This window comes from Dechloromonas hortensis, assembly GCF_009469765.1.
In the GTDB taxonomy this organism is placed as follows: domain Bacteria; phylum Pseudomonadota; class Gammaproteobacteria; order Burkholderiales; family Rhodocyclaceae; genus Azonexus; species Azonexus hortensis.
Window position 1 is genome coordinate 1 of sequence record NZ_SSSQ01000020.1, and the last position, 19,628, is coordinate 19,628.

Consider the following 19,628-nt stretch of genomic DNA (forward strand, 5'->3'; position numbering starts at 1 on the left):
GCAAAAATTACGATTCAGGCAGGACAAGCACTCTTTCGGGAGGGTGATGAAGGTAATCAGATGTACGTCCTCGAAACCGGCACCGCTGAGGTCATTGTCCAGAACCATGTCGTCGAAATGCTGGAGCATGGCAGCATCGTCGGCGAGATGGGTTTGGTGTCGCCCGGACCGCATTCGGCCAGCGTAATTGCCAAGACCGATTGTGAGTTCGTCGCTGTCGACGAAAAGCGCTTTCAGTTCCTGGTACAACAAACGCCGTATTTCGCCATCCAGGTCATGCGACTGATGGCGGAGCGACTGCGGGCCACCAACAAGTTACTGGTGGCTGCCGCAGCCTAGCTTCAGTTCTTGTAGAGGAGTGGCGGGAGGATTACACCGCCACTCAGTGGCTGGCCGCCTTCTCCAGCAGTCCCTTCTTGATGGCAATCGAGGTTGGCCCGTTAAACCGGGACGGTAACTGCTTGGCCGTAAACCAGCGGAAGTCGCTGTGTTCGTGATTGAGGCGTGGTGAAAACTCCCGGTCGGCTTTAATCACGAAGTAATGCATATCCCGCTCATCCTGTCCGGAGCGGAACCTTCGGGTGAGCGTATGCAGTTTGGCCAGGCGACCTGGCTTGATGCTCAGGCCAGCCTCTTCACCCAATTCGCGGACCAGCGCTTCCCGGGGACGCTCGCCGTTATCGACACGACCGCCAAACAGGTTCCATGCCCCGCTCTTATTTACTTTAGAAGAGCGCTTCCCCATCAGAAATTTGCCGGTGGCCGCACAGTAAATGACGGCCCATGCACCTGGTTGGCTGTATCCCTTGTCCATGTCTGATATTGGCGGCGACGGTTATCAACGAGTCTTTTGAACAATGTAAACGATTTATACCGTTCTATTATTTCTGTTCGATGACAACGCTATGAATTTAGTGGGGCTACGCCAGCGGTCGTTCATTACTGGCCCCTTTACCCCTGTCGTGAACGCTCAAAGCCGGGCTCGATACCGGCCATTCAACTGGCTCCGGATACGTCTTGCCTATTCAAATTGGATGGCTGCCTCGACCGTCGCCGTTTGGCCGGAGGCGGACTTCCAGGCTCCTCGCCTGAAAGCGGACACTCAGCAAACCGCTCGATCTCAATGGCCGCTTATCGCAGGAATGGCTGAACTGGCGCTACCGGCCAAGAACGGACAATTGGATTCAATAAAGGTATGTCCGCTCAGCACCTCAAAAGAGACATCACCGACCGTACTCTGCGCGTAAAAATCTCGTAAAAACTGACGTGTTTCCCCCATTTTCACCAAACTGTCACTTTACTTTCATACCCTCCTCGGCCAAAATCCGCCCGTTTTTATTTCGCGGAGACCCCCTGTGGGCCCTTGTTCGAGTGATAGTTGTTGCTCTGTCCAATTGACGAGCACTCTCTCGGCACGATAACGCGCAGTTCTACTGCCGCTATCTCGCCAAGAGCGGGAAGCGGCGCAGGAAGCCTGTCTAGGCTTCCCTCCAATTCCACTGACAATTTGCAGCCAGGCCTTGCCATGCGTTACCGCATGGAGAAAGACCTACTATAGCTATTCCCCGGCCGGTATTCCTAGGCTAGGAGAATCGTGTTGGCCTGTAAAGACGCATCCTCAACATGGACTCTCCATGGGTGTCCGCCTTTCCGTTTTTCAGGAGGCAGGCCATGTCTTTCAAGTTCTTTCGCCACTCGGGCAGTACATCTCAGCTCGTCCAGCAACTGATGGTCGTCATCAGCATGCCAGCGATGCGCTTACCTGAACAGTGTGAGGATTGGGGTGTCGGTTTCCAGGCAACCTGCAATCTCATCCCGAACTGCGAGGCTTGAAGCATGGAGAAGTCAAACGTCATTCAGGCGGATACGGTCAAAGATGACCTGCTCGAAGTTCAGGAACTCCTCGCTAAGCATCGCCTCGTTGGCGAGTTGGCTCGTCGACAGGAGTCGCCAAGGAAAGAGGTCGTCGACAATCTGGTTCAACGCCAGCATGTAGCAGAACTTCGTCACCTCTTGGCCCGCTTGCCTACCGTTTCCGTTGCCTTGATTGTCAATGCACTCCCAGAGGAAGACCGGCTGGTTGTTTGGAAAGAGCTTGCGGAGGAGCGCCTGGATGACATTTTGGAACTGCTCTCTGACGAGATTCGAGAAGACTTGGTGGGGGATGGCCATCAAACCAGTTCCAAGGTGATGGTAAACATCTTCGAGTTGCACAACGGTCGCCTGCGTCAGACGGAAATCAAACGACCGCAGGAATTCGCTGGCAGTCAGCCCATCTGGGTGGACTTGGTTGCACCGACGCCCAAGGTTCGCGAGTGGGTGGGGAAACATTTTGGTTTGGAGCTGCCGGACCCGGAAAACCTCACCGACCTTGAAGCATCCGCCCGTTTCTATATTGAGGACAACGGCGAGGTACATCTGCACTCTGATTTTCTGCTCAATCTGAATGCGGAATCTCGTAACGTCGCCGTGGCGTTTGTTCTGCACAACGAGATTCTGTTCTCTGTGCGCAGCGAGGAACTCCCCGTCTTCCGACTGCAACGTATGCGGGCGCGGACGCAACCGGGCTATGTCACTGACGGGACAGATGTGTTACTCGACCTCTATGCGGCTGATGCCGAATATTCGGCCGACCGCTTGGAAGACGTCTATGCCGCACTCGAGTTGGTCGGAAAGAAAGTGTTAAACACCCGACTATCGGACGAAGAGGCCGGGGAAATTTTGGGGGGCATTGCCCGTCAGGAAGATTTGAATGGACGCGTTCGCCGCAATGTCCTTGATACACGGCGAGCACTTTCATTTCTGGTTCGTAGCCACTTGCTCACGACACACCAAAATGAGGACACTCGACAAATCCTGCGCGACATCGAGTCCCTGGATAGCCATACGTCGTTTCTTTTTGGAAAGATTAACTTTCTGATGGATGCGGTGGTTGGCTTCATCAATATCAATCAGAACCAGCGAGTCAGTAAGCTGACTACGTTCTCCATCATCTTCATGCCCATCAATATCATTGCTGGAATGGGCGGGATGTCCGAGTTTTCGATGATGACGACAGGCATTCCTTGGGAATTCGCTTATTCAGGCTTTACGGTGGCGATGGCTGGTGTGGGCTGGCTGACCTATCTGGTACTCAAGCAGCATCAAAAACGCGAGGCACTGAAAAACAAGAAACTGAGCTGATGCCAACCAGCCTGAGCAGCCTTTGGATTCAAACCCGTGATTCACGTTAGAGACACACCATGAATAATTCACATGACCTTTCCCGACTTGCCGAGATGGAAACAGAGGATGCGAGCCCCGAGCGCGAAGCCGCCACCAAACGCAGCACGTGGGTCAGCGTAGTCGTCAATATTGGACTGACCATCTCGCAGGTGGTGGCCGGTATTTGGTCGGGTTCACAAGGCCTGATTGCGGATGGCGTTCATTCCCTATCTGACCTGATAGCCGACTTTGTCGTACTGCTCGCCATACAGCACAGCCAGAAAGAAGCGGATGCTGACCATCCATATGGCCATCAGCGATACGAGAACGCGGCATCACTTGTTCTGGGAGGGCTTCTTCTTGCCGTTGGCATCGGAATGATTTGGTCTGCCGCGCACAAGCTCCAAACCCCTGAGAGCATTCCTACAGTGCACATAGCCGCTCTCTGGGTGGCTTTGGCAGCGCTGGCAGCCAAGGAAATTCTCTTTCGCTTCATGCTGGCCGTGGCTGAGCGTGTTCGCTCGAGCATGCTCGTGGCGAATGCCTGGCATGCCCGTTCCGACGCAGCTTCGTCGTTGGTTGTGGCAATTGGCATCGGCGGCAATCTGCTGGGCTTTTCTCTCCTCGACCCAATTGCGGCACTGATTGTCGGTTTCATGGTTTCCCGCATGGGCTGGTCGTTCACTTGGGATGCCCTCCACGACCTGACCGACAGAGCGGCGACCGAAGAGCAGATTGCAGGTATCTCGTCGGACATTCTGGCCACCCCGGGTGTGCTCGGGTTACACGAACTGAAAACCCGCAAAACGGGTGACATGATTCTGGCCGATGTCCATCTGGAAATCGACGGTCAATTAACGGTTGCCGAAGGCCACGCCATCGCTCGGCAAGCCAAACTGAATGTGATGTCGCGCCATTCGGTGCTCTACCTGATGACCCACGTTGACCCTGTTGTGCCAGATGGTGCCGTATAGGTAGCCCCCCCGGTAACCACCCCTTATCGAAATAGAACAATCTGATGAAATATAGAGTTTTAGCCTGCACGGCCCTTGCTATTCCCTCCTTTGCATTTGCTGCTCGTCCCTTCGTTACCGATGATGCTCGACTTACAACAGCTGGCAGTTGTCAGCTCGAGAGCTGGATACGGGTATATCCAGATAGCAGAGAATTCTGGGCGTTACCTGCATGCAATCTGACCGGCAACCTTGAATTCACCTTCGGTGGAGGGAGGGCAAAAACTGAAGGTGAACAGGCTACGAATGATTATGTCTTTCAACTGAAAACCCTGTTCCGTCCCCTAGAGACCAATGGTTGGGGCTGGGGCTTGGCGGTCGGGACGATTCAGCACCCGAAAATCAATCCTGGTCCGAACATGCTCGGTAACACCTACGCCTACATTCCGTTGTCGGTTTCATTAAATGACGACACAGTTATTATCCATACCAATCTTGGCTGGTTAAAAGACAAGGCATCCGGCCTCAACAGCACATCATGGGGAATTGGTGGTGAGTTCAGGTTGCATCCGAAGTTGCTTGGCATTGCGGAAACATTCGGTGACAACCATGGTTTGTCCTATGGACAAGTTGGAGTTCGGTACTCCGTGATACCTGACCTTTTCCAGGTGGATGCTACGTTCGGGCAACAGCTCTCGGGACCGGGTGATAGCCACTGGGTGTCCTTTGGCATTCGCTATACCCCGGAAAAGCTCTTCTGATTAAGGCTGGGTGGATGCATAACCTATCAAGATAGACGAGTAACAAAGCAATCTATAGAATGCCGCCGAGTCATTGGGGAGTAGCCTCTCTTCTTCTTGAAGAGGCTTGCGTCAACATACTTGGTCATTCGACCATGGCGTAAGCGGTTTCTGCTTGGCAAGACCTTTGACCATACTGCCTTCCATTTGGCTGGAGAGGTGGCATGGTCATTCGTCGAATTCCGGCCAAGGAAACCAGCATGGAAGCATTTCTCATCTCCACCGGCATCGTTGCCCTCGCCGAAATCGGTGACAAAACCCAACTTCTAGCATTCATTCTGGCAGCGAAATTCCGCAAACCAGTGCCTATCGTTCTCGGCATTTTGGTCGCCACGCTGGCCAACCATGGTTTCGCGGGGGCTGTCGGCTCCTGGATTACAACGCTGATGGGACCGGAGACACTACGCTGGGTGCTTGGCGTTTCCTTTATTGCTATGGCTGGCTGGACCCTGATACCCGATAAGTTCGACGAAGAGGACGCCAAGCTGGCTCGCTTTGGTGTCTTTACGACCACGCTGATTGCCTTCTTCCTCGCCGAAATGGGTGACAAGACGCAGGTTGCAACCATTGCACTGGCAGCTCAGTATCAAAGCCTGGTCGCGGTGGTCGCTGGCACAACGCTCGGCATGATGCTGGCGAATGTGCCGGCTGTCATCATGGGTGACAAAATTGCCGACAAAATGCCAGTCAAGGTGGTGCATCGCATCGCCGCCGCCATCTTCGCTATCCTTGGTGTTGCCACCCTTCTGGGAGCCGGCGAATCCATTGGGTTCTAAGTTAACTTGAGAGCACAGGCATGCCGTCGCACGCAGAGGACGAAAGCGGCCATTGACTGCGATCAGCGGTTGAGCGGCGGGTAACTGGCGCATAGCTGCCCGATTCTGGCCAGAAGCCCAAGGTCGGCTTTGGCCGAGTTGTGTGAATTGGCCCTACGGCAGGTCTCGGAGTGCAGCGGTCACTCAGATGGCTGCTTTGTGGAGGCGGTGTGTGTCGGCTCCTGGCCGTGAGGACCAATTGGGTGTCGTGCCCCAAAGCGGTCATACTCTAAAAAACGCTTCCTCGACTGACCGCTTACCAGCGCTATGTCGAACTCACACTCCCGGCCACAACCCGACTGTCAGGGGCGCCAGGCAGCAGTCGTTCAACGGGCCGGTTCACTTCAAAAGCTGCCAGACATCTGACTTCAGCACATCGGCCATAGCCGCCGTTCGGCGTTCTGGCTGATTCAGTCGGCTAAGCGCGGGTTAGGTGCCTCTCGGCAGGGATCAACCGCCATACTCCGCGCTTTGCGCCATAGCCATATATCATAGGCCGAACTACATTTCTGCACTGCCATCTCGCATCCTCGGCGGCGCCAGCCTCGCTGGAGCGCACCTTGCCCTGCGCTCCTTGGTGGCGGGGTGGGTAAACTGACTCCTCCGCAGAGAGACGTTAAGGAGCTAGGCAGTTATCGAGAAGCTCTTTTGGATTCAATAAGGATAGAAGCCAACATGCCACACGACGAAGGATTGCCACAGACTGGCGACTCGCAAGAGATCGGACAAGACGCCTACGACTGTCTGCGCGCAAAGCGGCCCAAGGGCTGGCAGCTCACGGAGCTTGGCGGCGTCAACGACTTCGGCTTTGATCTCCAAGTGCAAATCAGCGTGCAGCAGCAGGTCGTCCACCCTTTCCGCCTCCAGCTCAAGGGCACGCGCTCGCCGCAGCGCAGCGCAGACGGGAGCTTTCTCTCAATCAGCCTCTCCACCACGACGCTCCGCTACTTCGACAACACGGACGAGCCGGTCCTTCTGGTTCTATGCGACCTAAGCCTCGATCCAGAGGATCCCCGCGAGTGCCCGCTTCACTACGTCTGGATTCGCGAGGAGCTTGACCGTATCCAAATCGCCTCCATCCCCCTGGAGCAGAAGGAGGCCGTGATTCGCGTGCCGACGGCCAACGTCTTGAATCGCACGACGGATCTGGTCGACGAGGTCCGGAAGCGACATCGTCTTTCTCGAGTTGGGCATGCGTTGGATACCAGCGTAGCCGGGATGGACCCTTCGCTTGGTTCGGAGGATCGAGTCACAATGGTGGAGTCGATCACCAGAAACATAGCCACCCGCAGCATTGTCTTTGCCCAAGCATTAGCGGAGCCCGCCGCCGACGTTTGGATCAATCCTCCGCGCGGCAGCTTGGCCTGGCTGCTCACCGAAGCGAAGTCCGCAGTCGCCAGAGGCAGCGTGGAGAAGTGTGCGGACCTGCTCCAGCAGGCTTCAGAGCGTTTGGAGCCTGCGTCGGCAATGGAGAAAGCGGAATATTGGTACCTGAAAGGCCGGCTTCACCTCGTCCGAGGCGATGACAATGGTGCGACCCAAGCATTCAAGAGTGCCGCCGAGACGCAACCGCAGGCCAAATACTGGGTGGCCTGGGCCGAGAGCGAGATGCGCAGTCGGTTCAGAACCGACCAAGGCGAAGATTATTCGGACGTGTTGGACGCGCTGCCCGCGGACGCAGACCCAGCGCTACTCGGCGTCAAGGCACGCCTCCTCGCCGCTAGCCGCAAGCATGCCGAAGCCATCGCGCTTCTTGATACTTTCGAAGGCGCTGAGAGCCTCGCGGCACGGGCCGTGGTCGAAACCATGTTCTCGAATCCCGACCTGGCGCTGCAAGCATGCATCGACGGCATCACCTTGGATGAGAAACGGGAGTCGACAAGGCTGTTGTTCCTGATCTTGCGGGCACGAGCGCGGTTCACCATCGCGTTGAGGAGCGCGCGCGTAGAGGCATCGAGCGAAGGGGAGTCGGAGGATGAGGTCTTTCCTCCTTCAGGCCCCATCGGGCTGGACGCGGCCGCGCTGCGCGAAGCGTGGGCTGACATCGAAGAAGCCGTTTCCGCCTTAGAGGAGATCAGATGGGTGTCGAATGCCGAATTCGTGATCGACCTCTGGATCGCGACCGCGAGCATGCTCGGCAAGCAGGAGCAGATTCTCACCCGGGTATTGGCCGCGGCTCGGCAGCGGCCGCAGCAAGCCGAACTCCAGTCGGCAGCAGAGACCCTCGCAGCCCAGTGCGGCGACTTCCAGGCGGCCTTAGAAGCCAACAGCCGGCTACCCGACGACAACATGAAAGTTTTGCGCCGCGTCACGTTTCTGCACGAACTCGGTAAGCACCGCGATTGCGTCGAGCTGATGGTGGCAAACATCGACACTGTCGGTCGGTCGCACCAGCTATTCGGACCCGCCTTGGTTCTGGCGGCCCTGTCGGCCGACGTGATGGCCAGGGATCATCTGGTCGGGGCTTGGCGCGATATCTTGCGTTCTGGAGATGCGGAAGACCAGGCGCATGCGGCGACCTTGGACTACTTGCTCGCGCAGCGCAGGAACCAGTTGCAAAGCGGCCAGGCGCTGACGGATCTTGCCCGCGAGGACGAACAGCTTGGGCACCCCAAACCGACCACGCTGCTCCTGTTCCACGAGCTGGACCCCGGCTCCGAGACTCAAGCCGAGCAGTTTCTCGCCGTGGCGACGCGCGTGCGCTCGACGATTCGTCTGTCCCCAACGATCGCCATGAGGATTGGAGTCTCCTTGGCCACCTTGGGGCGGTGGAGTGATCTGCTCGCCTTGTGCGAGGAAGCCTGCCGAGAGTTTGAGGTCACGGGGCGGATCAGGGCTTTCGAAGCGCTAGCGCTCGACCAGTTGGGCCGGTCCGACGAGGCGAGGTCCATCCTGGAGAGCATGCTCGAAGGCGGCGTTGAGGACGGGCTCGCTTTGAACACCTACGTGAACATCATGGGGCGCTGGGGATTCACAGAGAAGGCCAAAGCGGCAGTTGAGTTGATTTTGGAGCGTGCGCAGTCAAAGGAACGGCGCGTCGAGTGCGTCCGGATGCTGTTCAACCTTGAGCGGCATACGAACCCTACTAGCCCCCGGCTCGTCGATCTGGCGTTCCGCATGGGCGCGCTCGCATCCTGCGACGACGAGGGGGAGGAAGGGGGGTTTCTTAGCATGGTAATCGCCGCGACAAGCTTCGAGACGGCGGTGCTGAGCGATACGCGCAAGGATGAGTTCCATGCGCGCGCGAACGCCTTCTTCGAACGGTTTCCCCAGTCGAAAATTCTTCGCCGATTGGAGCTACCAGCCGAAGCTGGTACAGAGGAGATGTTGCGCTCGATGAAGTCCGCCATTGGAGTGTCGGAAGAGCACGAGCAACAACAAGCGCGGCTCGAAGCTCAGCTCCAAAGTGGCCAGTTGCTATTGCCTTTCGCGTGGCGTCCACGCTTCGCGCTTGGGAATGTGCAGGACGTGGCGCATCTCTGGGAGCTGGCGAAGCAGTCGACGGCCGACGAGAAGAGGTTTCACCTGAACATGCTCGGCGGGCACTGGGAGCAGCGGCACGCCGAGTCCTTCCGTTCGAGGATGCCCCTGTTCGATCTGCTCACTCTGTTCGTGCTCGAGGACCTCGAACTGCTCGACAAGGTTTTCGACTTCTTCCCCAAGGTTGCAATCTCCCAAGCGACCTTAAGCGAGCTGATGAGAATGTCACAGCCGTTCTCTGGAAGCCTCCTCCGGCAGCGGTGCATCGATGTGCAAGATCGTCTCAGGCCGCGCCTCGCGCAGATCCTTCAGCCTCAAGGAGCGCCTTCGGAGGACGAACTACACCTGCCGATCTCGTCACGCGAACTTCAAGGCCTGGCCCGCACTGGCGACTTCGTTGTCTACTCCGACGATGCCATGCTGCGATTGTGGCTATTGGAGGACAAGTTCGCCTCTGACGGAATGTGCACCTTGGACCTACTCTGCGGGTTGGAGGAGACCGGCCTGCTGACCACGGAGGAGGTAGCGACCAAACTTGCACAACTCTGCGACTGGCACGTGGGCATACAAATCCAGCTGAGGCATCAGCTGGCTCTCATCCCGGAAGCGGTTCGCCTTGCACCCCGCGTCTTGGAGGCCGTTGATCTGCTTCGCGGCGCCGCACCTTTCATGTCGCTCGCACGAGGCATGTGGGGGCCGGGCACGGAATTCATGGGCGCCCTCAATCACGTCGTAGCCGTCGTCAGACTATTGGTTCAGGACCCCGCCGTGCCGGACGTCGCCATCGGCGCCTATGTAGTAGTTTGGATCGACCACGCAACCGCGAGGGCTGACATGCCACTTCCCTCGCTGCAGCTGGCGGCGCACATCACCGTGTATGCTGTAGCGGCTGAAAAGCTGCCAATCCAGGCGATCCGTCGGCTTTGGAACGTGTACTTCGGCATTGTCGAGGCGGTACACGGCGTGCCAGACTCGAAGGTATACGGTCTCGCGCTCGCCCGAGTCGCGCAAGAAGCGGGCGCTTTGGACAAACGCGCGGCTGACGACGAGGTCAATCCGAAATCGACCATCGGTGAGCGGCTCATGATGGGTCTCGACTCCAACTCCAACGCGTGGGTGGCGTTTTCGGCCATTTACACTCGCGCGCGCAAATGAATGACGACTCCGGCCGCTTCGGGAACCTGCTCTTATCAAGCCTTCACTTATTGGCATCGCACGATAGAGCCGATTGAAGGATTAAACAGTCGATGGTGAAGCCCGTTACTAAATCACCGGCGATTGCAGGACGGCTTACGTTCGCTTCGCTAGTGCGAATGACAGCCTCCAGTTTGCGGACCTTCGTGGTAGTTGTCTTGGATGACTGCTTTGGCCGAGTTTGACGTGTAGCCTGTCAGGCAGGTTACGGAGCGGAGCAGCCGTACCAACTGCTGCTGAGTGGAAGTGTCGAATTTCCACTGCTGGCCGGTAGTGCCAGTTTAGCCATTCCGTCCGTGAGCGGTCATTGAGATAAGAGGAAACCCCTCAAAGGCAGCTCGCCGCAGGGCATCAGCCGGGGAATGTGTGGCCGTTGGCCTTAATTCCCCGGCTGTTGCCGGGAGCTTATCGGGGCTGCGCCCCACGCTGCGGGCGTCAAGTGGCTTTCGCGGCATATCCTCACCCCACAAGGGGGTTGCGGTATTCCACGTCCACTTGACCCCCTTCGCTCCCCAACGGCAACGGCAACGGCAACCCCGCCGCCCTCGCTGGGGCGGCAGACAAGCCCATTGAACGACCGATTGAACGACCGGTTGAACCGGCTGTTGAACCGGCGCCGCACCCTGTACCACACCGTGTGGCAGACCGTGCTCCACACCCACACCAGGGCGAATATTAGCCGTTGCACGTATATATAAAAAAAGCCTTTAAATTCAAATAAATAGATGTACATTTAATATAGTTGTGATATACTGATTTCAGTCGGACAGCGCAGCAGCCGGGCAAGAGGGGATAGAGCAAGACCCCAGGCGCCGCCAGGAGACTGGAGAGTGTTGAAGGGTGCGCAAAGTGAAGCGGTGAATCAGATGAAAGACCGCGCCGGAGCCCGAAATGCAGGACAGCAGGACGCTTGAACGACATCAAGGAGAGAAAAATGACGTGCTCTTGCACCAAACAACGGCAGATTGGCAAAGAACTAACCGTCTTTTCCGTAATAACCAGAGAGGCGGCGGTTGATTGTTTGAATGCTCACCCCAAGGAGACATTTCACGTCATCGATGACCACGCGACGCGCGAGGACCTTCTTCATTACGGCTGGGGTTGGGGTATGTATGCCTATAACAGCATCGAGAGCGCCCACGAAGCCATTGAGCGGGCGGGTAAAAAAAGCGATAGAGAGTACGTTGTGCTGAAAATCGTGCTTGATATAAGCGCTGTCGAATACGCCGTGGAGACCACCGGGGATTTGCTGCCGAAGAAGGTTGAGGAGGGCGGTATGGATCGTCATAACCACGATTACATGCACGGTTGGAAGCAGCCGCCAATCCATTTCACTAACGACCGAGGCCTTGTTGTTTTGAGGGACAACGCATACACAGGTGGTCATAAGGTCTTTTTGTGCAAATAGCCATGACCCCTGACCAATTCCGCGCCGCCCGCCAGGCGGCCGGGCTCACCCAAGCCGCCGCAGGGGCTCTCCTGGGGGTTACGCAAGTCACCGTCGCCCGCTGGGAGACCGGCGTCCACCCCATCCCCAAGGCCGCCGGCATGGTCATCCAGCAGGCGGCGAAGGCGGGGCGCGCCGCGACCAAGCGCCAGCTTTCCGACGACCAGGACAAGTAGCCACACACCACCAAGGAGCAACAGCATGGACTACGAAGAACAGGAACAACCGCGCATGACCCGGAGCCAGAAGGAGTTCATTTTCATCCTCTGCCTGGTGTCGTACTTAACGGGGATGCTGGTCGACATGTTCGGGTTCCAAATCGAGCCCGCGAGCCTGGCGACGATCAATTGGCACTACAAGTCTGGCGACGTGGTGATGCTGCCCGTTGGCACCCGGCCGGAGGACGTTGCTGCCCTGGTAATGAAGAACCGCGACGCCCCGCCGCCGGTTGCGCGCTACGGTAATGGCGTCGCGGTGGATTGAGGCTGCATCGTGTTCGAGTCCGTTGCTGCGCTGTCGCCCTGCATTGCCGTAGTCGCTTACCTTGCGGTTCTGATTTTTCGGGATAGTCGCTAGTCGAACAAGCATCCCTGGCGAGTGATTAGCTGAAACGAAAAAGGGGGCAGAAAGCCCCCCCGCCGCCCGCGAGGCGGCTTTTTCATGCGAAAGGTAGGCTACCCGGCAACCGCCTTCAGGTCTGCGAGGGCAATTTTCTCTTCGCCCAGATTGGCAACTACCCTATTAATGGCCTTTTGCATTCGATCCTTGGCATCCGCAGGAGAGAAATCTTTGAGAATTGCGGCTGCGGCTTCAGGCGTAAATTCGGGAGACCAGGGTGCATTTGCTTTCGATGCCATGAAGGCGCGGATAATGGAAACCAACGCATCTTCGGTGGGCCGGCGGAACTCGTAGTGCTCCGCAAATCGACCACCACGAACAGCCGCCGCGTCGAGTGCATCTTCGAAATTCGTGGCTGCTACGAACATCACATCGTTAAGCGCACGGTCCCCGTCCATCAAAGCCAATAGATTGTTGGTTGCAGATTTCCCGTAGGGATTGGTCGCACGATCCGCCAGAATGTCATCAGCTTCGTCGATGAAAACAATGCACGGGCGAAGGTCTGATGCTTTAGTAATCAGTCGATCGAATTCGTTTGTATCGTTCATTAAGCGTTGGCCGGTTGTCGATAGGAACGCCCATCCAGAGGATTTTGCGAGCGCCTTGGCAACGGCAGTTTTGCCTGTTCCGGGAGGACCAAAAAACAAGACACCCTTCGGAACCGAACCGCCCATAGCTTCAATCTCAGCGATCTTTGTCATCCGGCGAGCAAGCCCTTTAAGGCTGCTGGTCAACTCTTCGTCGAAATGAAGTTCGTCGAGGGACGCGGTATTTTCTGGCAGGTTCAGACCCTTACATCCCTGCGCATCACGCAGAGCTGCCATCAGATCATCAAAAGTGACTTCATCGCGACTACTGGCCTTTGCAAGCTTTGACGCTTGTTGGCCGACGTGCCGCAAACGAGCAACGCCGAATCCTTCCCAGCGGCTTGCGACACGTTCAGCGGTTTTCTGAGAAAGAGCGGCCTCTGATGCGGATTGCATTAACAGAGCAATTCGAGCGGGCTCATCGGGGGCGGTAATTTCAGTCTTGAAGTCAAATCGCCCTTCGCGAATAGCCGCGGAGTCCAGTTTGTCTAGGAAATTGGTTGCAGCGACAATGACGATGCCGTTCTGTTTGAAGTTGCGGTAGTTAACCAACAACGTCAGCATCACATTGACCTGTTGCGATACTTCAGTGCCGCCCGGTCCAATGGTGTCTCGCGACACTAGGACTGAATCAATTTCGTCAATGAACAATACGCAGGCACCATAAGTTTTCGCTGCAGCCGCTGCTTGGACGAACAAGTCGTTCAGTTGCTCGGTAGTCTGATTTAGCCAGCGGCTGGCAAGTGTGGCCATGGATACGGGCATAAAAACAACATATTTATCCTTGGGCATTCGTGACTGGAGTTCCCCAGCAAAGGCCTCGGCCATCATGGTTTTGCCATTTCCAGGCGCTCCATGAAACAAGATTCCGTTCTTGCCTCCATTAAAAATTTCATCGGCATGCTTCTCTAGCTCATCTTTGAGCTTTTGCATGCCAATTACATCCGCGAAGCTAAGCCCTGGGGAATGCCCCTCTTGCTGTTGAAGTGTCGTTGAGCCGCCGGATTGTTGTCGTATCTCTGTCGGTTCTTGACCAAACAGGGCATACCAAATGATCCCCCAGAGGATCGACCATCCAATGATGTGTCCGAGCCAAAATGGCTCTTTTGTGGTGCTGATGCTAGCGATCGACAACAGAATGACCGGGCCAAACAAAATTGCAGACTTGGTTCTTCCGCTACGTCGCGAGTACCAATTGCTGAAGGTTTCACGTATCCAAATAGCGCCGAAGAGAGCTCCGAAGAGAACACCGACAATAATTACAATTCCAGTGACGATCTTGAGCAACAACTCCATGTATTACTCCCCCTTTTTGATATTGTTTTGGATTGGCAAATCTGGGAAATTCTATCGGAATTTTCTATGCCAAGACAATCCGAAGAAACCATTCTGGCTGACGTGGCGAAAGCCGCGCTAGCTAAGCTTCTTCGCTAGTTCATCTGCTCGCGGATGGTGATAGCGCCCAAGCACGCGTGTAATTCCGTCGGTCTATGCGAAGCAAACGGAAGGCTGCTATTCTCCTTATATGCAATAAGCCGCTGACTTCTTGTATGTGCAATCGCTATGTGTCCCCTGACGAAGCAGCAATGGAGCGCGCCTGGCACATCGGAAATCGGACTCCGCTGCGCTGGCCTGCGATGGTCGTGCCGCGCGACCAAGGACCATTTTTGCGGGCGTCTTCGCCTGGCAAACTTGAACTCGTCGTCGGTCTCTGGAGTCTGATTCCGCACTGGTCAGACGTGCCGCGCCTAAAATTTTCCACGAACAATGCGCGTTCTGAAGAGCTTGCGGCAAAACCCAGTTTTCGAGACGCCTGGCGCGCTGGCCAACGCTGCATCATCCCCGCTGACTCGTTTGACGAGCCAAACTGGGAGACCGGCAAGAACATCTGGTGGCGATTTCGGCGAGCCGACGGGCAGCCTTGGGCGCTAGCTGGTCTCTATCACCCCTGGGTGAACAAGCGAACCGGCGAAATCCTGGAGACCTACACGATGCTCACGGTGAATGCGGATGAGCATCCGCTGATGTCGAGAATGCACAAGCCTGATCCTGCATTGTCGCCTGACCAGCAAGACAAGCGAAGTGTGGTGGCGATTGAGACGAAGGATTTGGAGCAGTGGCTACAGGGCAGCCAGGCCGAGGCCAAGGAACTTTTTCGGCCTCCGGCGATGGAGGTTATAGAGGCGAGCTACGCCCAGAGCTGAGGCGATTAGGCTCGGCTAGCGATCCACTAAGTCCCGCAGTTCCTTACCCGGCTTGAAGTGAGGCGACCACTTCCCAGGAACGCTGACCTTCTCACCTGTCTTTGGATTCCTACCAATGCGGGGTGGCCGATAGTTCAGGCTGAAGCTCCCGAAGCCGCGAATCTCAACCCGATCACCATTGGCCAGCGTCTCAGTAACGGCGCTGATGATTTCCTTCACAGAAATATCAGCGTCCTGAATGGAGAGTTGAGGGAAGCGCTGGGCAAGCGTCGAAACCAGTTCGGATCGGGTCATTTTCTGCAAAGTCTTAGAGTTGGGTCGGTGACCTCATGAGAGGCGGGCCGGCCTTCTAGCTACTGGGTATTATTTGCCCGTTGGCGTTGTACGCAGGAAAACTCAAGTGGTACATACCCCTAGCGATGAGGATTGTTGGGTAGACGGACATACGAAGGTTCGCGTACTTTTCAATCATGCTACCGACCCAGGAGGTATCAACAAAATCTGGTACGAATCCAGGAGGGATCATTAGTTGCGCTCGCCTTGCTGATTCAATCATGCTCGGCGACACATGGACAGTCGCTTTCATCCCTTCAAGTTCCCAGTTCCGGATTCCAAGCCAATAGTCATCTGGTAAGGAGCCCATTCCTGCATAGCATTTCTCGGTTTGGTCGAGGACTGCTAGAAAATAGTCCAAAGCAAGGCTGATACTATCTTGATTGGGCGGCTTAATCCATTTTGCGCCCCCCTCATTAAGGGGAGAACATACGAGCACTAGGGTCTTTTTCCCATCATGTTCAGCCTCTATGTTCCCGGATAGCAGGTCACCAGACCCATGCGAGATCACATTTCTTGCCGCCTGCATCAAATAGGTGAAGCCATGCGGGCCCTCAAGGCGCTCAAGAAATGCCTTTTTGCCCTCATCAGATACTTTCCCAAGAACTTCAAGTGCCGATTTTGCCGACCTGACAAACGCATTAAACATGTAGGAAGCCTCAGTGAGGCTGTCCTGTGAACCGGCCGTCTCATGCTTGAAGTCGTCATACCGCGACAACAGCATGTCCAGGAAAAAGGCAGCCTCGTGAACTGCACCTTTCACACTCAATAATGCTACTTGCCTCTTATCCATATCCAACTACTCACTGAAGTCGCTCATCTGAAGGCGATCATGCCATGGACAGCAGGTGAATTAGCCGAGCGACTTCGCTGGGCCAGTGCAGTAGTCCGCCCATTCCTGCGTCAGAGCCCGGCGTTTCTCGAACAGGTCCCCTCGCTGGTAGGCGGCTCTAACTTTGTCGCTGATTACGTGGGCCAGGGCCATGTCGGCGACGGCGGCAGGATACGGTGTTGTTTCCGCAGCCCAGTCCATGAAGGTCGAACGAAAACCGTGCTGTGTAATTGCCTCGCCGTTTTCATCCTTCCACTTCAATTCGTTCTTGTTTTGGCGTCGAATGAATGCGGTCATGGTCATGTCCGACAATGACTTACCTGTCTTCTTGCCGGGGAAGACGTGGTCGGCTGGATTACCCGGTGGCAACGCCTTCAGCAGGGCTACCGCTTGAGCCGAAAGCGGCACACGGTGTTCGATCCCGGTCTTCATGCGCTCCTTGGGAATAACCCAAAGAGCGGCATCTAGATCGACTTCGGACCATGTCGCCTCTCGTGCTTCAGAAGACCGTGACGCACAGAGAATTGCGAACTCCAAAAGCCGACTACCCAACGCGTTGCTGTTGCGAAGAGCCACCATGAACGCCGGGACTTGATCGAAGGGCAGGGCGGGGTGATGTTTCACCCGCTTCGACTTTTTGGGCAAACTTGGCAAGCGGCGTTCACGCAATCTCTTTGCCCAAGATTCGGCGTCATCATCTTCGCGCCACCCTTTGTCGTGAGCGTAACCCAGCACGCTGACGATCCTAGCGAGCACCCGCGTTGCGGTCTCAGTCTTCTTTAACCAGACAGGGCGCAAGGCCGCTTCAACATCATTGATTGTGACCTCGCCAACAGACTTGCTGCTGAACTCCTTGCAGTAAGTTGCTAACGTATTGCGCCACTGGGAAATGTGCTTTGCGTTCTTCCATCCATCCTTTCGACTGTCAATGCAGGCCGTTGCGGCCTCGTCGAAAGTTAGAGCTTTGAACTGGGTGGCCTCTGCAACGGCGCGCTTTTCTGCTGCAGGGTCATGGCCGAGGTGCGTCTTCTTGCGAAGGTCGGCGGCGCCAATACGGGCGTTAGCCAGGCTAATGTCGGGGTAGCGTCCGAGGCCGAGCGTCGTAGCCTTCCCGTCTTTCATATACCGAAAAACCCAGGACTTCGCACCGTTTGGGGTGATGTTCAGATATAGCCCGCCGCCGTCGTGGTAGCGCTTCGGCTTGTCGGTCGGGGCGAGGCTCTTTACTTGAAGCTGCGTAAGCGGTTTTGGCATGTCGTCACCGAGGTATCGATATGCCAATATTTTAGCAACATGTACAAATCAATGTACAAAAACGCTTGGGATTTGATAAGAATTCGTAAGACAAACTGAGACAAGATGACGGTCGTTGTCTTAGTAAGTAATTGAAACTTAATAGCTAAATATACTTGTTGAGATGCTGTGAGACATGTTATTGGCGGACACCCTCTCCGCCACAGTGTTACAAATAAGCCCGTGATTACACGGGCTTTTTTGTTTCTGGGTGCATTGTAACCCACATCCTTCAATGCGCGAACCAGGCTGGCGCCCGCATCGTTTTATGCCTTTGTGATTTTCGTGGTGAGCTGCCGGATAAAGCGTCATTGCCGGCTTTCGGGCAGAATGCACTGATGCCCGCCTACGGTTTGTTCCCTGCTGACGATTTCCGGATTACGACCGGTACTTGCCCGGATTGCCAAGGCTTGCCGCAGGCAATGTGGTTTTTTCGGGCCGAAACGATTGCTGTGCCGAAAAACGGCCTGCCATTGGCCGGTTTCTCGCCAACCCTGCCGCTGCCGCAGGATGTCGCGACCTGGGCAAAATCCGTGACGCCGGGGAGTCAGCCTCTGTATCCGCCATTGATCTGGGTCGCCGCGCCAGACATCGAGCGGGGCGCGAAATTGGTCGCCGATGCGAGCCGGATCGTCACCCAGAATGGGACGCTCAATTTCAGCCTGGTGCCCCAACTACCCTTGAATCGTGCCTGGTTCGATCAGCGCAGCCGTGACTACTTCTGCGGTCGACCACTGAAAATCCGCGGAAATCGGGAGGGCGATGCCTTTGTCGCGCGCACCCTGTGGCCGGAGGATTTTCGTTTGCCAGATCGCGCCCCGTCGGTTGTCCTGGCCGATGGGCCGGCGGCAATCCGTGACTGGCTGAGGGGGCAGCCGCAGGGCGGGGCACAAAGTCCGTTTGTCGTCGAGTCGGTCTGGCGGCGAACGGGGGCGGCGGCGCAGCAGGCCGGGCAGGCGGTATTCGGCCTGATGCTGAACGGCGCGCAGGGTGACGATGACGAGGCGCACGGCGGTCATTTTGCGGTGATGACCGGGCGGATCGGCGAGCATGGCGCAATCGACGACTGGCTGGTTTTGAATTTCTATACGCTGGATGCCGAGAGCGAGAAGGGCATCATCGCGGCGCCGGTGCCGCTCGATAATTACCTCGGCGATCTGAATAGCGGCCAGGCTTGGTACCGGCCGTCCTACATGCTGGTCGCCCGTTTGCGGGAGGCTCGCACGGCTGTGCATGTGCAGTCCGCCTTCGGGCGAGTCTACAACCAGTTTTATCGTCACCAGTTTGCCTACCAGCACGCCCGCGCCAATTGCGCCGGGATCAGCGTGACGACGCTGCGCGCACTCGGCTGGCAGGTGCCGGAGCGCGGTCCGGAAAGCTGGCTGAGGGCGGTGATCGGCTTGCCGCTGGTGACCATTAAGAAAAAAAGCCTGAGCCAGGGCAAGGCGCTGTTCGATTACCTGACCGAGGATCGGACCCGGCTCTATCCGGCGGCGGCTTTCGCGGAAATTGCCGCCGATCTGCGCCGACTGGCGGCCGGGCAGGGCGGGCGCCCGATCAGCGACTTCGAGCGCCTGCTGGCCGAGGATATCGAGGAGATCCTGCTCGTCCGCGTGCCGCAGTTTCCTTCCAGCCGGGCCTGGGGCGATTGGCCGGTCGAGTCGAGCGGGGAATACACGGCCCGGGTGCCAAAAGACCCGGCCGCGCAGCAGATCGTGCCGGTGCCGGCCCGCCCGTTCCCGGACGCATTGCGCGATCCGCAATCGCCGGCCGAGTCGCCCTTGCGTTCCGACTATGCGGTAATTGCCTGGGGGCTGGCGCTGCTGCTGATGATTCTGTTCATTTTGCGGCAGCTCTTGGCATAATCG

At 56.6% G+C, this 19,628-nt stretch carries 17 protein-coding genes and 1 riboswitch; of the genes, 12 read left to right on the plus strand and 5 right to left on the minus strand.

Going from position 1 to position 19,628, the window contains the following annotated elements:
- Positions 1–339: Crp/Fnr family transcriptional regulator (locus tag GH663_RS20160; RefSeq protein WP_343029836.1), on the plus strand; the 339-nt coding region annotated here is incomplete at its 5' end.
- Between the two features lie 43 nt (positions 340–382).
- Here GH663_RS20160 and GH663_RS20165 read toward each other — a convergent pair.
- Complete coding sequence (locus tag GH663_RS20165; RefSeq protein WP_153133383.1) at positions 383–814, minus strand: NUDIX hydrolase; 432 nt, start codon at positions 812–814, stop codon at positions 383–385.
- A gap of 857 nt (positions 815–1,671) precedes the next feature.
- Here GH663_RS20165 and GH663_RS20170 point away from each other — a divergent pair.
- The 9 genes from GH663_RS20170 to GH663_RS20210 all read left to right on the plus strand — a co-directional run bounded on the left by GH663_RS20170 (position 1,672) and on the right by GH663_RS20210 (position 12,376).
- Positions 1,672–1,833, plus strand: coding sequence for a hypothetical protein (locus GH663_RS20170; RefSeq protein ID WP_153133384.1), 162 nt, complete (start codon positions 1,672–1,674; stop codon positions 1,831–1,833).
- Positions 1,834–1,836: 3 nt separating this feature from the next.
- Positions 1,837–3,183, plus strand: coding sequence for a magnesium and cobalt transport protein CorA (locus GH663_RS20175; RefSeq protein WP_153133385.1), 1,347 nt, complete (start codon positions 1,837–1,839; stop codon positions 3,181–3,183).
- Between the two features lie 59 nt (positions 3,184–3,242).
- On the plus strand, positions 3,243–4,178 hold the full coding sequence (locus GH663_RS20180) for a cation diffusion facilitator family transporter (RefSeq protein ID WP_211371219.1): 936 nt from the start codon (positions 3,243–3,245) through the stop codon (positions 4,176–4,178).
- A 44-nt stretch (positions 4,179–4,222) separates the two neighbouring features.
- A complete protein-coding gene (locus GH663_RS20185) occupies positions 4,223–4,918 on the plus strand; it encodes a PA4824 family protein (RefSeq protein ID WP_153133386.1) in 696 nt (231 codons plus the stop codon).
- A 62-nt stretch (positions 4,919–4,980) separates the two neighbouring features.
- Positions 4,981–5,154: riboswitch (yybP-ykoY riboswitch) on the plus strand.
- A gap of 3 nt (positions 5,155–5,157) precedes the next feature.
- Positions 5,158–5,733 (plus strand): TMEM165/GDT1 family protein, encoded by a 576-nt coding sequence (locus tag GH663_RS20190; protein ID WP_153133405.1) that lies wholly within the window; start codon positions 5,158–5,160, stop codon positions 5,731–5,733.
- A gap of 714 nt (positions 5,734–6,447) precedes the next feature.
- Positions 6,448–10,407 carry a DUF4365 domain-containing protein gene (locus GH663_RS20195; RefSeq protein WP_153133387.1) on the plus strand — a complete coding sequence of 1,320 codons (3,960 nt, stop codon included), beginning with the start codon at positions 6,448–6,450 and terminating at the stop codon, positions 10,405–10,407.
- Positions 10,408–11,356: 949 nt separating this feature from the next.
- Positions 11,357–11,854 (plus strand): hypothetical protein, encoded by a 498-nt coding sequence (locus GH663_RS20200; protein WP_153133388.1) that lies wholly within the window; start codon positions 11,357–11,359, stop codon positions 11,852–11,854.
- Positions 11,855–11,856: 2 nt separating this feature from the next.
- Positions 11,857–12,069: a helix-turn-helix domain-containing protein gene (locus tag GH663_RS20205; protein WP_153133389.1), complete on the plus strand. Its 213-nt coding sequence runs from the start codon at positions 11,857–11,859 to the stop codon at positions 12,067–12,069.
- A gap of 25 nt (positions 12,070–12,094) precedes the next feature.
- Positions 12,095–12,376 carry a hypothetical protein gene (locus tag GH663_RS20210; protein WP_153133390.1) on the plus strand — a complete coding sequence of 94 codons (282 nt, stop codon included), beginning with the start codon at positions 12,095–12,097 and terminating at the stop codon, positions 12,374–12,376.
- A 191-nt stretch (positions 12,377–12,567) separates the two neighbouring features.
- On the opposite strand, the gene GH663_RS20215 is transcribed toward GH663_RS20210, so the two are convergent.
- Positions 12,568–14,394 carry an AAA family ATPase gene (locus GH663_RS20215; protein ID WP_153133391.1) on the minus strand — a complete coding sequence of 609 codons (1,827 nt, stop codon included), beginning with the start codon at positions 14,392–14,394 and terminating at the stop codon, positions 12,568–12,570.
- 254 nt (positions 14,395–14,648) lie between these two features.
- Between GH663_RS20215 and GH663_RS20220 the strand changes: the two genes are divergently transcribed.
- Positions 14,649–15,302, plus strand: a complete 654-nt coding sequence (locus GH663_RS20220) for an SOS response-associated peptidase (protein WP_153133392.1) — start codon at positions 14,649–14,651, stop codon at positions 15,300–15,302.
- Positions 15,303–15,317: 15 nt separating this feature from the next.
- Here the strand turns inward: GH663_RS20220 and GH663_RS20225 are convergent, their stop codons facing one another.
- From GH663_RS20225 to GH663_RS20235, 3 genes are read right to left on the minus strand one after another with little or no spacing between them, the layout of a single operon-like run.
- Entirely contained in the window at positions 15,318–15,596 is a 279-nt protein-coding gene (locus tag GH663_RS20225) for an integration host factor subunit beta (protein ID WP_153133393.1), read from the minus strand.
- A 55-nt stretch (positions 15,597–15,651) separates the two neighbouring features.
- Positions 15,652–16,428, minus strand: coding sequence for a hypothetical protein (locus GH663_RS20230; RefSeq protein ID WP_153133394.1), 777 nt, complete (start codon positions 16,426–16,428; stop codon positions 15,652–15,654).
- 60 nt (positions 16,429–16,488) lie between these two features.
- Entirely contained in the window at positions 16,489–17,721 is a 1,233-nt protein-coding gene (locus GH663_RS20235; protein ID WP_153133395.1) for a tyrosine-type recombinase/integrase, read from the minus strand.
- A gap of 377 nt (positions 17,722–18,098) precedes the next feature.
- On the opposite strand from GH663_RS20235, the gene GH663_RS20240 reads away from it, so the two are divergent.
- A complete protein-coding gene (locus tag GH663_RS20240) occupies positions 18,099–19,625 on the plus strand; it encodes a hypothetical protein (RefSeq protein ID WP_153133396.1) in 1,527 nt (508 codons plus the stop codon).
- The last annotated feature ends 3 nt before the right edge of the window (positions 19,626–19,628 follow it).

Coding starts and splice junctions, on each gene's coding strand:
- GH663_RS20165 (WP_153133383.1), bottom strand. CDS start 814: ATGGACAAGGGATACAGCCAACCAGGTGCATGGGCCGTCATTTACTGT.
- GH663_RS20170 (WP_153133384.1), top strand. CDS start 1,672: ATGTCTTTCAAGTTCTTTCGCCACTCGGGCAGTACATCTCAGCTCGTC.
- GH663_RS20175 (WP_153133385.1), top strand. CDS start 1,837: ATGGAGAAGTCAAACGTCATTCAGGCGGATACGGTCAAAGATGACCTG.
- GH663_RS20180 (WP_211371219.1), top strand. CDS start 3,243: ATGAATAATTCACATGACCTTTCCCGACTTGCCGAGATGGAAACAGAG.
- GH663_RS20185 (WP_153133386.1), top strand. CDS start 4,223: ATGAAATATAGAGTTTTAGCCTGCACGGCCCTTGCTATTCCCTCCTTT.
- GH663_RS20190 (WP_153133405.1), top strand. CDS start 5,158: ATGGAAGCATTTCTCATCTCCACCGGCATCGTTGCCCTCGCCGAAATC.
- GH663_RS20195 (WP_153133387.1), top strand. CDS start 6,448: ATGCCACACGACGAAGGATTGCCACAGACTGGCGACTCGCAAGAGATC.
- GH663_RS20205 (WP_153133389.1), top strand. CDS start 11,857: ATGACCCCTGACCAATTCCGCGCCGCCCGCCAGGCGGCCGGGCTCACC.
- GH663_RS20210 (WP_153133390.1), top strand. CDS start 12,095: ATGGACTACGAAGAACAGGAACAACCGCGCATGACCCGGAGCCAGAAG.
- GH663_RS20215 (WP_153133391.1), bottom strand. CDS start 14,394: ATGGAGTTGTTGCTCAAGATCGTCACTGGAATTGTAATTATTGTCGGT.
- GH663_RS20220 (WP_153133392.1), top strand. CDS start 14,649: ATGTGCAATCGCTATGTGTCCCCTGACGAAGCAGCAATGGAGCGCGCC.
- GH663_RS20225 (WP_153133393.1), bottom strand. CDS start 15,596: ATGACCCGATCCGAACTGGTTTCGACGCTTGCCCAGCGCTTCCCTCAA.
- GH663_RS20230 (WP_153133394.1), bottom strand. CDS start 16,428: ATGGATAAGAGGCAAGTAGCATTATTGAGTGTGAAAGGTGCAGTTCAC.
- GH663_RS20235 (WP_153133395.1), bottom strand. CDS start 17,721: ATGCCAAAACCGCTTACGCAGCTTCAAGTAAAGAGCCTCGCCCCGACC.
- GH663_RS20240 (WP_153133396.1), top strand. CDS start 18,099: ATGCCCGCCTACGGTTTGTTCCCTGCTGACGATTTCCGGATTACGACC.